Source organism: Qaidamihabitans albus (assembly GCF_016464705.1).
In the GTDB taxonomy this organism is placed as follows: Bacteria; Actinomycetota; Actinomycetes; order Mycobacteriales; family Pseudonocardiaceae; genus Qaidamihabitans; species Qaidamihabitans albus.
Genome location: NZ_JAEHOB010000003.1, coordinates 94,388 through 109,016, shown reverse-complemented (window position 1 = coordinate 109,016; position 14,629 = coordinate 94,388). Strand labels below are relative to the sequence as shown.

The window sequence follows — 14,629 nt, the reverse complement described above, 5'->3', positions numbered from 1 at the left end:
TCGGCTACCCCGCCCGGGACGAGCCGACCAGCCTGTCCTTGAGCTCCCGGGTGTGCCTCCTGCTGACGGGCAGGACCTTCTCCTCGTTGCCGATCACGACCTGGTAGCCGCCCTGTCCCATGCGCAGCTCGGTGATCAGCTGCAACGCGACGAGGAACGAGCGGTGGATGCGGACGAAGCCCGCCTTCTCCCAGCGTTCCTCGAGCTGCGCCAGCGGGATGCGGACCAGGTGGCTGCCCTCGCTGGTGTAGAGCCGTGCGTAGTCGCCCTGTGCCTCCACCCAGCGCACCGACGAGCGCGGGATGAGCTTGGTGGTGCCCGCGAGCTCGACCGGGATGACCTCTTCGTCCGCCTTGATGTCCTGCTCGCCGGGCGCGGTCTCGCGCACCGGCGTGGCCTGCATCTTCTCGATGACCCGGGCGACCGCCTTGTCGATGCGGTCCTGCCGGGCGGGCTTGAGGACGTAGTCGACCGCGCCGAGGTCGAACGCGTTGACCGCCTCCGTCGCGTGGCCGGTCACGAAGACGAGCACGGGTGCCGGATTGAGCGAGGCGAACACCCGCGACATCTCCATTCCCGAAAGACCGGGCATGTTGATGTCGGCGAACACGGCGTCCACCGGGGGCAGGCCCCGTTCCTTGCGCATCCTGATCTCGTCGTCCTCCGAGCCCAGCAGGCGCAGTGCCTCGGAGGCGTCGACCGCGGGCACCACGCGGCCGATGTGCGGGTTCGACTCGAGGCAGTGCCTCAGCTGGTCAAGACCCGGCAACTCGTCGTCAACCGCCAGGACGAGGAGCTTTCTGGTGTCGTCGTGAGCACTCACAGTGACATGCATCTTGCCCGTAGACGGCGTGTCTGTCCACACCCGCGAGGAGGGATTATCGGTGTCACAGGCCGAAACGCGACCACGTCGCCCGGTGCTCGACGGCGTCCAGCACCGCCGCGGCCGGAGCGCCCAGCCCGAGCCGGGCGATCAGCGGCCGCTTCGGCTCGGCGAACATCACCTCGGCGTCCGGATAGCGCTGCGCGATGACCTCGCGCAGGTTGCCGACGCCGTCGATCAGACCGAGTTCGAGTGCCTTCGAGCCCAGCCACACGTCCCCGTTGAACAGGTCCTCGCTCTCCATCAGCCGGTCGCCACGGCGCTCGCGCACCCAGCCGACGAACTGCTCGTGCAACTGGCTGTGCAGTTTGTTGAGCCATTCGACGTCCTCGGGCTTCTCCGGGCTGAACGGGTCCAGCCTGGCCTTGTTCTCACCCGCCGTGTGCAGCCTGCGCTCGATGCCGAAGCGGTCCAGCAGTCCGGTGAAGCCGAAGCCACCGCTGATCACGCCGATCGAGCCCACGACGGACGTGCGGTGCGCGTAGATCTCGTCCGCCGCGCAGGCCAGCCAGTAGCCGCCGGAAGCGGCGACATCCTCGGTGAAGCCGAGCACCGGCACGCCCTTGGAGTCCGCGAGCTGCCGTACGCGTTCCGCGACCAGGCCCGACTGCGTGGGGGCGCCACCGGGCGAGTTGATCAGCAGTGCGACAGCCTTGAGCCGGTCGTGACCGAACGCCCTCGTCAGCGCCGTCTCCACCGTCGCGAGGTTGATCGTTCCCCTCGCCAGTGGCGACGGCTGCGGGCTGATCACCCCGTGCAGCTTCACCACCGCGACGACGTCACGGTCGCCCCGGTCGCCGATCTTCGGGATGCGGGAGGTCAGCTTGTCGGTCACGTTCATGCGTCCAGCCTACTGACGGCAAGGGCCGCCTTCAGCTCGCGTTGGGGGCGCCGTCCGGCAGCCCGGCGCGCGGTCCGGCGGCCCGGCGCGGACCCTGCGCGGGCACCTCCGCGGCGAAGTTCAGCATGTCCGGCCGGACGCCACGCACGAACTTCGGCACCCGCATGGTGACCTTCATGCCGGCGCCGGGCGCCGTCTCGACCATCAGCGAGTACCGGTTGCTGTAGACCTGGTTCATCCGGCGGTTGATGCCGGTCAGCCCGATGTGCGCGCTGCTGCGGGAGTCACGCATCCCGTCCAGCAGCGCCGGGTCCATCCCGAGCCCGTCGTCCTCGATGCTGATCTCCGCCTCGGTGCCGTGGTCCTGCGCGGTGACCGTCACCGTGCCGCCGCCTGGCTTGTTGGCGATCCCGTGCTTGACCGCGTTCTCCACCAGCGGCTGGATGAGCAGGAACGGAAGGACCACCGACTGCACCTCCGGCGCGATCCGCAGCCGCACGTTGAGCCTGCCGCCGTAGCGCGCGCTCTCGATCGTCAGGTAGCGGTCGACGTTGCGCATCTCGTCGGAGAGCGTGGTGAACGTGCCCTCGGTGCGGAAGCAGTACCGGGTGAAGTCGGCGAAGTCCTGCAGCAGCTCGCGCGCCTCCTCCGGGTCGGTGCGGATGAGCGAGGAGATCGTGTTGAGCGCGTTGTAGACGAAGTGCGGCGAGATCTGCGCGCGCAGCGCCTTGATCTCCGCCTGGTGCAGCTGGTGCTTGGTCTCCTCCAGCCGGGCCGCCTCGAGCTGGGTGCCGACGAACCGCGCGACCGCGTCGGCCATGTGCACGATCCGCTTGCCGCGTGTGCGGCCGACCACGATCAGCGCGGCCTCGGTGCGGTCCTCGACGATCAGCGGCACGATCACGGCGGTCCGCATCTTGCAGGTCCCGCGGTGGTTGCAGGGCATCTTGTCGTGCGAGACCACCTCGCGCCGGTGCTTGCGGATTGACGTGCCGATCGGATCGACCAGGTCGGCGTAGTGCTCGTTCGCCTCGCCGTCCCAGGACAGCAGCGTGCCCTCACCGTCGGTGATGCCGACCGCGAGGCACTTGAGCAGTTGCAGCAGGCGGGCGGCGACCTTGTCGGCCGCCGCCTGGTCGAGACCCTCCCGCAGTTCGAGCGGCGCCTTGGCCATCAGGTAGACGGCTTCGAGGACGGCGTCGTCGACCGCGTTGCCCGGCTTCCGGACGCGGACGAGCGCCACGACGAGCGCGATCACACACACCCCGGCGATACTCCAGGGCAAGATCGGCGTGGTCAGTAGCCCGGACACGGCGTCAATGCTCTGCGCTTCCGGGACCAGGTGCAAGGCCTAGCGCCTACTTTCCGCACACCGGTGAGTGCGCAGCGGTGTTTCCGCAGGCGGCAGTGTTTGTTGGGGGGCGTTCAGGTTGTCCGGGTTACTTGAGCAACCGCGACAGCCGCCGGTCGGCCAGCGGTTTGCCCCCGGTCTGGCACGTCGGGCAGTACTGGAACGACTTGTCGGCGAAGGAGATCTCCCGCACGGTGTCCCCGCAGACCGGGCAGGGCAGCCCCGTCCTGCCGTGTACCCGCAGGCCGGAGCGTTTCTCGCCCTTCAGCCGTGCCGCGTCCTGGCCCACCGAGCGCTGCACGGCCCCCCTGAGCACGTCGTGCAGCGCCGCGGCGAGCCGGTCCAGCGCCTCGGGCGGCAGCTTGGCCGGTGTCGCGTACGGCGAGAGCCGTGCGGTGTGCATGATCTCGTCGGAGTATGCGTTGCCGATCCCGGCCAGCACCGACTGGTCGGTCAGCACGGTCTTCAGGCGCGCGGTGCGGCCGGCGAGCACCTTCTCCAGCGCGGCGCGGTCGAGGGACAGCGCGTCGGGACCGAGCCGGGCGACGCTCGGCACCTCCGCGGGATCGCGCACGATCCACACCGCGAGGCCCTTCTTGGTCCCGGCCTCGGTGAGATCGAAGCCCGGACCGCCCGCCGCCTCGGCGCCCGAAAGGTGGACCCGCAGCGCGAGCGGCCCGCGGCCGGGCTTGGGCGGCGCAGGCGAGAGCGAGTCGGACCAGCGCAGCCAGCCCGCCCTGGCGAGGTGCGTGATGAGGTGCAGATCGCCGCACTGCAGATCGAGATGCTTGCCGTACCTGCCCGCGCCCGTCACCTCGCGGCCGTGCAGCTCCGTCCACTGCGGGCGCACGGTCTTGAGCACGCTCAGCGACACGACGTCCACCCTCGTCACCGTCCGGCCGACAGCGTGCTCGCGCAGATGGTGCGCGAGAGCTTCGACCTCCGGTAGCTCGGGCATCGGTTACTCGACGGGATGCAGCGGACCCTCGAAGTCCGGCAGGTCGTATTTCTGGATCGACTTGGCCACCTTGTTGACCTCACTGCGTACCGAGAAGATGCCGCGCACGGTGCCCACCCAGCGCTCGGAGGGCCGCTCGCCCGTGACGTCGCCCTCGGTCTCCGCGACGATCGTCCACGGCCTGCGCAGGATCCAGCGCAGCGGGAAGAACAGCGCGAGCAGCAGCAGCGCGAGCGGAATCCAGGCGGGCACCAGCACGTCCTCGGGCATCCACACGACGAGCACGATGGCCAGCACGATCGCCACGATCATCATGGCGACGCCCGGCGCGTAGCTGGCGGCCACGTCGTGTTCGAAGTCGTCGGCCGTGGCCGGCCTGCGCCACTCCATCTGGCCGCGAACGACCCATTCCCGGCCGTCAGAACCCTGGACCAGCCGGTTCATCGCTTTCCTCCGCAAACCGCCCCGAGCACGTTCGACCGTAACGGTACCGTGATCATCGGCACGGCGGTACCGGTCATCAACGGCACATCGCGGCGATCGCCGGACTCTGCGCGGGCGGCCCGTGGCGGCAGTCGTCCGACTCGGTCGTGGCGGCGGACGGCGCGGGCTTGCCCGAGGACACCGCCTTCCCTGTCGTCGCCGGTTTCCCCTTCGGCGTGGGCCGGGTGGCCGACGGACGTGATGTCGTCGTGGACGACGAGGCCGGGTTCGACGTGGTGCTCGAACTCATCGGGGTGCGGGTGGCCGAAGTGCCGCCGACATCGCTGCGCGGCTTCCCACCACCGTTGCCATTGCCGTTGCCATTGCCGTTGCCATTGCCGTTGCCATTGCCGTTGCCATTGCCGTTCCCACCACCGTTGCCATTGCCGTTGCCACCGGCGTTCCCATTGCCGTTGCCGTTGCCACCGGCGTTGCCGTTACCCACCGCCTGGCCGGGTGGCTCGTGGACCCCGGGCAGCTCCGTCCCGGCGGCGGGCGGGTTGCCGCGGCTGGCCTCGCCGGCGAGTTCCAACCCGGGCGGAACCGAGTACCGGTTCGCCGGTGGCTGCGCGTCGGCCGCGGGCTCGGCGGCGGCTCCGGGCTGCTCCGGCAGCTCTCGCCCGAGGCCTTCTTCGGGCATCGCGCCCGAGCTTCCTGCCTCGGATGGTTCGGCGGAACTCGACTGGGGCGCCGCGATCCGCAGCTGTGCGCTGCCGTCGGAGGGCAGGCCGATCGTCTCGTCACCGCCGGGATACGCCGTGCCGGCGACACCGACGGCTCCGACGGCGGCTGTCGAGGCGATCGCCATCCCGATCTTGATCTTGGTGCCGATCGCCAGCGCCACCCCTCCGGCACCACTGCTGACGGCCAGTCCACCGGCGCCGCCGACGCCGACGGTGCCGACGGCCGTCGACGATCCCGCGACGCCCGCACCCGCGCTGCCCGCGCCGATCGTGCCCGAGGTCGTCGCACCGAGCGCGAGGCCGGTGGCAGGCACGAGCAGGGCGACCACCCCGGCGTGGGCCCGCAGGGAGGAGCAGACCTGCCGGAGTTCGTCGTGCGTGGACCGGCACGACGAGCACGTGACCAGGTGCGCCTGCACCTTGCGGGCCTCGGCGCCGGTGACGCTTCCCGCGGTGTAGCCGCCCAGCTTCTCCATCACCGTGCGGCAGCCGTCCGAACTCCGGTTGACCGCCAGGTGCGCTTGCAGGTACGCGGCCCGCAGGCCGAGCCGGGCACGCCGGGCGAGTGCCGCCGTGGCGTTCGCGCTGAGGCCGAAGTGCGGGGCGACGACCGCGGGCTGCTCGCCCTCGACCTCCGTCTGCCAGAGCACGGTGCGCCAGCGTTCCGGGAGGCTGGAGAAGGCGCGGGTGATCAGCGTCGCCTCGGCCGTGCTGGCCTGCGAGTCGCCTCCGGCGCCGGCCCTGGTGGTGAGCTCGTCGTCGGTCACGGGCACGTCGCGCCGGGCGCCGTGCCACTCCCAGGACACTCGCCGCGCGACGGTCAACAGGTAGGCCCGGACGTTGTCGCGTGGCCCGTTCCCGCGGCGCAGCGCCTGCAGCACCCGGAAGAAGGTCTCCGCCGTGATGTCGTCGGCCTCCGAACTGTCGGAGGCGAGCCCGCGGGCGAGCCGCCGCACCGCACCCGCATGGAGTTCGAACAGTTCGCCGAACGCGGCGTCCTCACCCACCCGCAGGCGCTCCAGCAGTGCCGGCTCGTCGGATCTCGAGACCACATGGTCCATCCAGCCAGGCACCCCCTCCGGGCCGTAGCCCTTTCGGTTGAACGTTGAACACCATACGGAGCCGGGCAGGTGCCGTCACCCCTTGTGCGGCTGACGTAACCAAATGCCCATCTTCCGGGTGGCTCACAAGTCCCGTGAAGCTTGTGTATAGACTGTGCCATGCGCGGCCCGGTTGGGCAGCGTACGCGGACGTAGCGCAGCTGGTAGCGCATCACCTTGCCAAGGTGAGGGTCGCGGGTTCGAATCCCGTCGTCCGCTCTTCTGTCGATGCGGCGCTCCCCAGGTGGATGCGCCGCATTTTTCTTGTCCGCCCGGGCGCCCGGCTCGGTTGCAAATGACGCAACGCGTTACTCCGTTCGCCAGTGGTATGGACCAATACGACGAAGATCCCGTGCCTCCGATTGGTCCGGTCAGTGGTCTACACCAATCACCACGGCGCGTCACACTCGGTCACACAACCTGCGAGAGGAGTGACCATGCTTCGCAAGCGCATGCGCCGCGCGTTGGGCGTCGCCGTGCTGGGCCTGCTACCACTGGCCGCACCCGTGGTGTTCCAGGGCACCGCGTCGGCCCACGGCTACACGCAGAACCCGCCGAGCCGGTCCCTGCACTGCCAGCAGGGCGCGGTGAGCGACTGCGGGCCGATCCAGTGGGAGCCACAGAGCGTCGAGGGTCCGAAGGGCTTCCCGTCCGGAGGCCCGGCCGACGGGACCCTCTGCGCCGGCGGCAACGGCCGGTTCGCCCAGCTCGACGACCCGAGCAAGCCGTGGCCCCAGACATCGATGACCAGCGGCCGGAACTACGAGTTCACGTGGAACCTCACCGCGGCGCACGCCACCACGTCGTTCCGCTACTTCGTCACCCGCAACGGCTGGAACCCCAACCAGGCGCTCACCCGCGCGCAGCTCGAACCCGCTCCGTTCCTGACCGTCGACATGGGCGGCCAGCGGCCACCGTTCACCGTGCGGCACAGCGGCACACTGCCCGCCGGAAAGAGCGGCAGGCACCTGATCTTCGCCGTATGGGACATCGCCGACACCGGTAACGCCTTCTATTCGTGCGCGGACGTGAACTTCCGCTAGCCCCACCCTCGTGAGTGCGCACGCGAGTTCTAACTCGCGTGCGCACTCACGAGTCTTGGTTGGTGGGCAGGCCGACCGGGCAGGACACACCCGTGCCGCCCAAGCCGCAGTAGCCGTTCGGCACCTTGTAGAGGTACTGCTGGTGGTAGTCCTCGGCGTAGTAGAACGCGGAGAGCTCACCGAGCGGCGCGATCTCCGTGGTGATCTCCCCGTGCCCGGCCGCCCGCAGCGCGGCCTGGAACGTCTCCCGCGAGCTCTCCGCCTCGGCCCGTTGCTCGTCGTCGGCGTAGTAGATCGCCGAGCGGTACTGGGTGCCGATGTCGTTGCCCTGGCGCATTCCCTGCGTCGGGTCGTGCCCTTCCCAGAAGACCTTCAGCAGCGTCTCGTAGGAGACCTGCCGCGGATCGAAGACCACGAGCACCGCCTCGGTGTGCCCGGTCCGCCCGGTGCAGACCTCCTCGTACGTGGGGTTCGGCGTGTATCCGCCCGCGTAGCCCACCGCCGTCGAGTAGACGCCGCCGGTCTGCCAGAACAGGCGCTCCGCGCCCCAGAAGCAACCGAGCCCGAACACCGCCGTCCGCAGCCCCTCGGGGAAGGGTGGCTTGATGCGGCGATCCGGGTACACCGCGTGGTGCTCGGGCACCACCAGCGGCTGGGCGCGCCCGGGCAGGGCGTCCTCGGCGGTGACGAACCGGGCCTTGTCTCGACCGAACCACGACATGCTTCAACTGTACCGAGTGGATGGCACACGAACAGGTGACGCAATACTCTCCTACGAGCTCTACCGGGGCACCGTGGGTCAGGGGGTCCGTGATGACGTGGCAGGCGGAGTTGCGTCGCCTCGACGCCGAACTGGCCGCGGGCCGCATCACCCATGATCAACATCGCCGCCAGCGCGAGGAGATCCTCGCCGTCGAGTCCGGCTTCCCTGCGCAGCGGCCCGCTGCCGGCTGGCAGACCGCCAACCCGGCGGCGTCCCAGTCGTCCCAGTCGTCCCAGGAGCCACCGGCACCGCCCGCCCCGCACCCGCTGCTGGCCAACGGGTGGCCGACCACCGCGCCCAGCCCCGCCGACGAGCGGCCGACGGACTCGATGCCGTACCCCAACGTGCCACCACCGGCACCGGCCGAGCTGACCACACCGATCGCCCGGGTCCCGGCGAGTCCCGCGCGGCCACCCGCCGCGCCTCCGGTTCCGGCGCCGCCACCCGAGCCGGTGAACCGCGGCCGCAAGCTGACCTGGCTGTTCCTCGCGCTGGGCGTGCTGCTGGTGCTCGTGCTGATCGTCGGCGGCGCGTGGTGGCTGGGTCGCGGCACGGACACGTCGGCCGGTTCGGCCGGCGGCACGGCGACAACAGCACCGTCGGCACCGCCTGCCTCGGAGGTGGCGCTCGAGCACCGGCTGCCTGCCCTGCCCGGCGAGCAGAGCACGAACAACTCCACCATGTCGGTGGACAAGGGGGTGGAGTTCGGCCTGTACTCCGCGCAGGCGGCCACGTTCCTCGCCGAGCGCGGTGTCGGCGAGGTGATCACCCGCGGCTCGCAGGACGGATCGACGAACTACCTGGTCATGATCCTGCCCGCGGCGAGCGCGGGAGAAGCGCGCGAGGTGGTCGAGCACCTGTACCAGACCACGCTTTCCGGTGGTTTCACCGCCGTCGACGCCCCGCTGCGGACCGCGACCGGCGTCAGCGGGGACAACCGGGTGACCGGAGCGTGGTACACCTCCGGCGAGTACGCGGTGGCCCTCCTGCTGTCCCAGGCACCCGACCTGCCGGAACACACCCTGACCGAACGGCTCGACCAGGTGGTCGACTCGCTGAGGGCGGTGCTGCCACCGGCATGACGACGACAACACGATGACAGCACGGCGCGCGATCGCGGCAGTGTTACGAAACGACCCTCGAAATCCGGCGTGCGGTGCGCAGCGTGCACAATGTGCGTGAACAACGGGGGCCCGGGGGCGGGCAAGTAGGGAAGGGGGCCAGGGTTGTCCTGGCAGGAGGAACTTCGCCGGCTGGACGAGGAGCTGGCCGCCGGCCGCATCTCGGCAGACGACTACCGGGTCCGGCGGGACGAGGTGCTGTCCTCGGCCGTGAACGTCGGCGCCCAGGAGCCCGCGCCCGGAGCGGACCAGTCCGAGGCCACGCAGATCGTGGCACCGGTCAACATGCCCAACCCCGGCACGGGGCCGCAACAGCCCCCCGGCGGGAACCAGGCGCAGGGCGCCGACGCGAACGGGGTCGAGCGCACGCAGGTGACACAGCCCGGCTGGCAGGCCCAGCCGCCCACCGCGCAGAGCGGCTCGGAGCGGACCCAGGTCGTCCAGGGCTACCCGCCGCCCCAGCAGGGGCAGGGTGCGCCGGGACAGCCCGGCCCCCAGTCCGGCGACTTCCCCGCCCAGCAGCCCGGCCAGGGCCAGCACCCCGGCCAGTACTGGAACGCCCCCAACCCCGACCCGACCCCGCCATGGGGTGGCTCGGAGTTCCCGCCGCTGACCGCTCCTGCCCAGCAGGAATGGGCGAGCCAGGGTCCCGAGACCTTCGAGACCACGTCCTCAGGGAGTGGCAAGAAGGTGCTCGTGATCGTCTCGGTGGTGCTGCTCGCCGCCGCCATCGGCGTCGTCGGGTGGCTGCTCACCACGAGCGGCTCCGACAACGGTGACAACCAGGCCAACCCGGGCCCGGCGCCGCAGACCAGCGCGGCACCGACCTCGCCGGCCCAGCCGCAGGACGATCTCTACATCGCCCAGCTGCCCGGCATGGCGACCCAGGTCGAACAGGTGGAGACCTTCGACGATGTGGTCACCAACGCCTACCTCACCGATGACGAGAACCGGGTCTACATGGACGCGGAAGCCGACCGGAGCAGGATGTTCGTCTCCACCCTGCCCTCCGGCGCCGAGGTGCTGGTCCTGACCACGGAGACCGGTTCGGCGGACTCCGCCGGGACCGCTGTGGAGGACCTCGTCGCGTTGCAGGAGGAGTACGGCATGGAGCCGTACGCGGGCACCACCCCGGAAGGGGTGGAGGTGACCCAGATCGACAAGAGCGAGAGCAACCCCGCCGCGATCCGGGCGCACTACGCGCACGACAAGACCGTCGTCCGGGTGCAGGTCGCCGCGGCCGACCTCGACCAGCTCGGCAAGGTTTTCGACGAGATCATCGCAGCACAGCTGCAGGCGCTCTCGGCAGATGGCTGAGCGCGTCACCCCGATGCGCTCGGTGGCCGCCTGCACGGTGGTCACCGGACGGCAGCTACCGGCCGCGCGCGTGCTGGCCCGGTCCTACCTGGACCAGCACCCCGGCCACGAGTTCGTCGTCCTCGTGCTGGACGAGGCCCGGCCCGCCGAAGACGAGCCGTCCGGTTACCGGCTCGCCGGCTACCGGTGGCTCGACATCGACGCTGCCGAGTACCTGAACCTGGCCACCTGCTTCTCACCGGCCGAACTCGCCGACGCCGTGACCCCGCTGCTGCTGCGGCAGCTACTCGGCCGCTTCGACGCCGCCGTCTACCTGGACGCGGAGACGCAGGTGCACGCCCCGTTCGCGGACGTCGCGACGCTCGGCGCCGAGCAGGGCATCGTGCTGGCGCCACGGCTGCTCTCGCCGGCCCCGCACGACGACCACGACAGCCACGACAACCTGGAACCCGGCGCCGGGCAGCCCGCCTTCGATGACGGCTTCGTCTGCGTCGGCCGCGACGGGATGCCGTTCCTGGACTTCTGGGCCGAGCGGTCCCGCCGCCGCGAGCCGGGATCGGGGCGGCCCTGGCCGGAGCACGTCCCCGGCCGGTTCGCCCACACGCTGGTGCGCGACCCCGGCTTCGGCGTGGCGTACTGGAACCTGCACGAGCGGCCGCTGGGCAGGGACGCGGCCGGCGGCCACACGGCGGCAGGCGCACCGTTGCGGATGATCCACCTCAGCGGCTACCGGCCGGAGGAGCCGTGGATGCTCAGTGACCGGTGCCGTGACCGCCCGCGGGTACTGCTCTCCCGGGAACCGGAACTGCGTGAGCTGTGCGACGCCTACCGCGACCGGCTGCTGGCCGCGGGGCACCGGGAGCCCACCGGCTCGACCGACTCGAACGGCTCCGCCGGGTACGGCTTCGGGCGGCTGCCGGACGGCTCACCACTCACCGCCGAGATGCGCAAGCTGTTCCACCGTGCCTGGCTCGAGTCCACCGGTACCGGGCCCGATCCGGCCCCGTTCGGACGGACCGCCGAACCGATGCCGCCGCATCCGTTCGGCGACGACGGTGGCACGGCGTTCCGACACTGGCTCGCCGCACCGGCCGGCCCCGTCGAGCGGGCCGCCGGGCTCAGCAGGCTCGCGATGGAGCTCTGGGCCGAGCGGATCGACCTGCAGGCCGTGTTCCCCCGGCCGGGCCACGGTGACGGCGCGGCCTTCCGGCACTGGTGCCGGACGCACGGCGCCGCGGAGGGACTGCTCCCGCGGTGGGCACTTCCCCGCGAGCCGGTCGCCGCGGAAGCACCCGCCGACGAGTTCGGCGTCAACATCGCGGGATACCTCACCGCCGAACTCGGGCTCGGCGAGATGGCCAGGGTCGTGCAGCGGGCCGTGCAGGAGTCGGGCGTCCCGGTGACCTCCGTCGTGGAGGAGCACTCCCTCTCCCGTTCCTGCCGCACCGGGCTCGACGAACCGGAGACCGCAGGCAGGCCCCGTTTCCCGGTGAGCATCCTCGCGGTGAACTCCGACTACACCGAACTGCTCCTCGACAGCCATCCCGAGGTCGGCCACGAGCGCTACCGGATCGGTCTCTGGGCGTGGGAACTCGAGGACTTCCCCGAGCACCTGCATGCCGGATTCGCGCTCGTGGACGAGGTGTGGACCGTCAGTGAGTTCTGCGCGAGGTCGATCAGGCCGCACTCGCCGGTGCCGGTGAAGGTCATCCCGGTCCCGGTGCTCGACCCCGGCGAGATCGCGCGCCCGCCACGCCGGCCGAACGCGCCCGTGGAGTTCCTGTTCGCGTTCGACTTCAACAGCACCGGGCAGCGGAAGAACCCCTGGGGTGTGGTCACCGCGTTCAAGCGGGCGTTCCCGGACCGCGAGGACGTCCGGCTGACGATCAAGGCCACGAACGGGCACCTGCACGCCGCGGCTCGGGAGCGGCTCCACTACGTCATCGGCGACGATCCGCGCATCGAGCTGCTGGACCACTACCTCAGCGTCACCGAGTTGCACGCCCTCTACGCGGGCAGCGACGCCTACGTGTCGCTGCACCGCAGCGAGGGGTTCGGGCTCACCGTCGCGGAGGCCATGGTCCGCGGCCTGCCGGTCATCGCCACCGGCTACTCGGGCACCACCGAGTTCCTCGACGAGACCGTCGGCTGGCCGATCCCGTACGAGCTGACCGAGGTCGGCCCCGGCTGGGTGCCGTACCAGGAGGACGGCGTGTGGGCGGAGCCCGACCTGGACGAGGCCGCCGTGGCCATGCGAACGGTGGCCGACGATCCGGCCGAAGCCCGCAGGCGCGGCAAGGCCGCCCGCGAGCACATCCTGCGCACCCGCTCCATGGCGACGGCGGCGGACTGGCTGCGCGCCGAGCTGAGTGCCGCCTACGACCGGTGGAAGGCCGGCCGGGAGGAGCCGCGTCCCGACGAGGCACTGCTACCGCTCGAAGAGGCACGCGAGGCCCTGCACTGGACCGCCGACCCACGGGCGCCGTCCCGGGCGCCGTTCGCCCCGGCGCTGCGCAGGCTCGTCGGCAGGGCGCTCTCCCACCACGACGCGCATCAGCGCAGGGTGCTCGGCAGGCTCACCGACGGCGCGCGGGACGCGTTGAACGTGCTGGCCCGCCGGATCGACCGGACCGCGCGGGCAACGGAAGCGCAGGAGCGGCGGCTGGACGCGCTCGAACTGGAGTCGAGCAGGCGGCTCGCCGACCTTGCCGCCCGGGTCGAGCGGCTTCAGCGCCACACCGACGCCGAAGACACCGAAGACCCCGAAGGGCGCCGGGATGGCGACGGGTAACCAGCGAGCGTTGCCTGCGGTACACGAGGCCTGGCTGCCCCGCGAGCACGTGCTGCACCGGCCACGCCACGCGCGCAGGCAGACCGTCGCGCTGATGTGCGCCGCCATCTTCTTCCTGACGCCGTTCGCCACGTTCGCCCTCGGCGGGCGGGCGACCGAGTTCGAGAACCGCGCGCTGACCGAGTTTCCCAGCCCGGCCGACGGCTGGTCGTTCTTCACCCAGCTGGCGCCCTGGGCGACCGACCAGCTGGTGTTCCGGGAGCAGGCGGTCGGCGCCGCGGACGCGGTCAGCCGCGGGGTGTTCGCCGAGCCGCTGCCGCTCGGCGGCGGCGACCGGTCGGGCCCGCTGCAGACGACCCCGGACGAACCCGACGACCTCCGGTTCCCGCCGGTGGTCGAGGGCAGGGACGGCTGGCTGTACCTCGGCGAGGAGATCGCCGGTCACTGCGAGCAGGTGCAGCCGCTCGGCGAGACGATGGCGCAGCTGCGCCGGCTGCACGACGGGGTGGAGGCCACCGGGCGGGAGTTCGTCGTGGTCATCGCCCCGGACAAGGCGACGATGGTGCCCGGCAAGCTGCCGGACGACTACGTCGGCAAGGAGTGCCATCGCCGGATGGTCGGCGAGTTCTGGAAAGCGGTCACCGCCGAGGACTACGTCGTGGACCTCAGGGACGGCCTGCGTGCCTGGGGCGACCGGCTCGGCGAACCCGTCTACGGCCCGGAGGACGCGCACTGGTCCGACGAGGGCGGCGTGCTCATGGCGCGAGCGCTGGCCGAGAAGCTGCGCCCGGGTATCACCGACGGCTGGCAGGTCGGCCCTGGTGAGACCTGGCGCGTTCCGGCCGACCTGCCCCCACTGACCGGCCGATCCGGCGAGACGGTCGGCAGGCACTACTCCGTCGCACCGGACGGGGGCCGCGACCAGACGCGGGCCGTGCGGACCGAGTACCGCACCCCGCTCTCGCTGGACACCGCCTCCGGCCCGGGCACCTACGGGCTGAAGGTCGGCCTGCTCGCCGACTCCTTCACCATCCGCGCGCTCCGGTACCTGGCGGCCGCGTTCAGCGACATGACCGTCCTGCACCACGGCACGGCGCAGGAGGACAACGGGGCCGCCGCCGGTGCCATGCTCGCCGAGAACAGCGTCGTCGTGCTCGAGGTCGCCGAACGTTCGCTCGTGCGGGGCGGGCTGGCCGTACTGCGCGCGCCCGCGGTCGACAACATCCTCGCGGAGCTGTCCCCGTGACCCGCGCCGCGAGCGGCACACCGAACACCCCGCCTACCGATGGACGAAC

The 14,629-nt window shown here is 71.2% G+C and carries 12 protein-coding genes and 1 tRNA gene; 6 read left to right on the top strand and 7 right to left on the bottom strand.

The features are described from left to right. Positions 1-4 precede the first annotated feature (4 nt). The 6 genes from JAP66_RS06755 to JAP66_RS06730 form a co-directional block, all read right to left on the bottom strand. Positions 5-835 (bottom strand): LytR/AlgR family response regulator transcription factor, encoded by an 831-nt coding sequence (locus JAP66_RS06755; protein WP_199430736.1) that lies wholly within the window; start codon positions 833-835, stop codon positions 5-7. A gap of 52 nt (positions 836-887) precedes the next feature. Next, on the bottom strand, positions 888-1,724 hold the full coding sequence (locus JAP66_RS06750; RefSeq protein WP_199430735.1) for a S49 family peptidase: 837 nt from the start codon (positions 1,722-1,724) through the stop codon (positions 888-890). 31 nt (positions 1,725-1,755) lie between these two features. Further along, positions 1,756-3,045, bottom strand: a complete 1,290-nt coding sequence (locus JAP66_RS06745) for a sensor histidine kinase (protein WP_199431103.1) — start codon at positions 3,043-3,045, stop codon at positions 1,756-1,758. 118 nt (positions 3,046-3,163) lie between these two features. Next, positions 3,164-4,033: an Fpg/Nei family DNA glycosylase gene (locus JAP66_RS06740; protein WP_199430734.1), complete on the bottom strand. Its 870-nt coding sequence runs from the start codon at positions 4,031-4,033 to the stop codon at positions 3,164-3,166. Between the two features lie 3 nt (positions 4,034-4,036). Further along, on the bottom strand, positions 4,037-4,477 hold the full coding sequence (locus JAP66_RS06735; protein WP_199430733.1) for a DUF983 domain-containing protein: 441 nt from the start codon (positions 4,475-4,477) through the stop codon (positions 4,037-4,039). A gap of 76 nt (positions 4,478-4,553) precedes the next feature. Further along, positions 4,554-6,260, bottom strand: a complete 1,707-nt coding sequence (locus tag JAP66_RS06730; protein WP_199430732.1) for a sigma-70 family RNA polymerase sigma factor — start codon at positions 6,258-6,260, stop codon at positions 4,554-4,556. A 185-nt stretch (positions 6,261-6,445) separates the two neighbouring features. On the opposite strand from JAP66_RS06730, the gene JAP66_RS06725 reads away from it, so the two are divergent. Next, positions 6,446-6,518 (top strand) — tRNA-Gly (locus tag JAP66_RS06725). Between the two features lie 218 nt (positions 6,519-6,736). Continuing rightward, positions 6,737-7,342 carry a lytic polysaccharide monooxygenase auxiliary activity family 9 protein gene (locus tag JAP66_RS06720; RefSeq protein ID WP_199430731.1) on the top strand — a complete coding sequence of 202 codons (606 nt, stop codon included), beginning with the start codon at positions 6,737-6,739 and terminating at the stop codon, positions 7,340-7,342. A 46-nt stretch (positions 7,343-7,388) separates the two neighbouring features. On the opposite strand, the gene msrA is transcribed toward JAP66_RS06720, so the two are convergent. Then, positions 7,389-8,063 carry a peptide-methionine (S)-S-oxide reductase MsrA gene (gene msrA / locus JAP66_RS06715; protein ID WP_199430730.1) on the bottom strand — a complete coding sequence of 225 codons (675 nt, stop codon included), beginning with the start codon at positions 8,061-8,063 and terminating at the stop codon, positions 7,389-7,391. 92 nt (positions 8,064-8,155) lie between these two features. Here msrA and JAP66_RS06710 point away from each other — a divergent pair, with 92 nt between their 5' ends. From JAP66_RS06710 to JAP66_RS06695, 4 genes are all read left to right on the top strand, one after another. Beyond that, positions 8,156-9,187 carry a hypothetical protein gene (locus JAP66_RS06710; protein WP_199430729.1) on the top strand — a complete coding sequence of 344 codons (1,032 nt, stop codon included), beginning with the start codon at positions 8,156-8,158 and terminating at the stop codon, positions 9,185-9,187. Positions 9,188-9,331: 144 nt separating this feature from the next. Next, the gene (locus tag JAP66_RS06705) at positions 9,332-10,543 is read left to right on the top strand and encodes a flagellar basal body protein FliL (RefSeq protein ID WP_199430728.1); all 1,212 of its coding nucleotides are present in this window, start codon (positions 9,332-9,334) and stop codon (positions 10,541-10,543) included. Continuing rightward, a complete protein-coding gene (locus JAP66_RS06700) occupies positions 10,536-13,334 on the top strand; it encodes a glycosyltransferase (protein ID WP_199430727.1) in 2,799 nt (932 codons plus the stop codon). Before JAP66_RS06705 ends, JAP66_RS06700 begins: the two co-directional genes overlap by 8 nt. Beyond that, positions 13,321-14,580 carry an alginate O-acetyltransferase AlgX-related protein gene (locus JAP66_RS06695; RefSeq protein ID WP_199430726.1) on the top strand — a complete coding sequence of 420 codons (1,260 nt, stop codon included), beginning with the start codon at positions 13,321-13,323 and terminating at the stop codon, positions 14,578-14,580. Before JAP66_RS06700 ends, JAP66_RS06695 begins: the two co-directional genes overlap by 14 nt. The last annotated feature ends 49 nt before the right edge of the window (positions 14,581-14,629 follow it).

Bases quoted from the DNA above. Each gene is read 5' to 3' on its own strand.
- JAP66_RS06755 (WP_199430736.1), bottom strand. From the start codon at position 835: ATGCATGTCACTGTGAGTGCTCACGACGACACCAGAAAGCTCCTCGTC.
- JAP66_RS06750 (WP_199430735.1), bottom strand. From the start codon at position 1,724: ATGAACGTGACCGACAAGCTGACCTCCCGCATCCCGAAGATCGGCGAC.
- JAP66_RS06740 (WP_199430734.1), bottom strand. From the start codon at position 4,033: ATGCCCGAGCTACCGGAGGTCGAAGCTCTCGCGCACCATCTGCGCGAG.
- JAP66_RS06735 (WP_199430733.1), bottom strand. From the start codon at position 4,477: ATGAACCGGCTGGTCCAGGGTTCTGACGGCCGGGAATGGGTCGTTCGC.
- JAP66_RS06730 (WP_199430732.1), bottom strand. From the start codon at position 6,260: ATGGACCATGTGGTCTCGAGATCCGACGAGCCGGCACTGCTGGAGCGC.
- JAP66_RS06720 (WP_199430731.1), top strand. From the start codon at position 6,737: ATGCTTCGCAAGCGCATGCGCCGCGCGTTGGGCGTCGCCGTGCTGGGC.
- msrA (WP_199430730.1), bottom strand. From the start codon at position 8,063: ATGTCGTGGTTCGGTCGAGACAAGGCCCGGTTCGTCACCGCCGAGGAC.
- JAP66_RS06710 (WP_199430729.1), top strand. From the start codon at position 8,156: ATGACGTGGCAGGCGGAGTTGCGTCGCCTCGACGCCGAACTGGCCGCG.
- JAP66_RS06700 (WP_199430727.1), top strand. From the start codon at position 10,536: ATGGCTGAGCGCGTCACCCCGATGCGCTCGGTGGCCGCCTGCACGGTG.
- JAP66_RS06695 (WP_199430726.1), top strand. From the start codon at position 13,321: ATGGCGACGGGTAACCAGCGAGCGTTGCCTGCGGTACACGAGGCCTGG.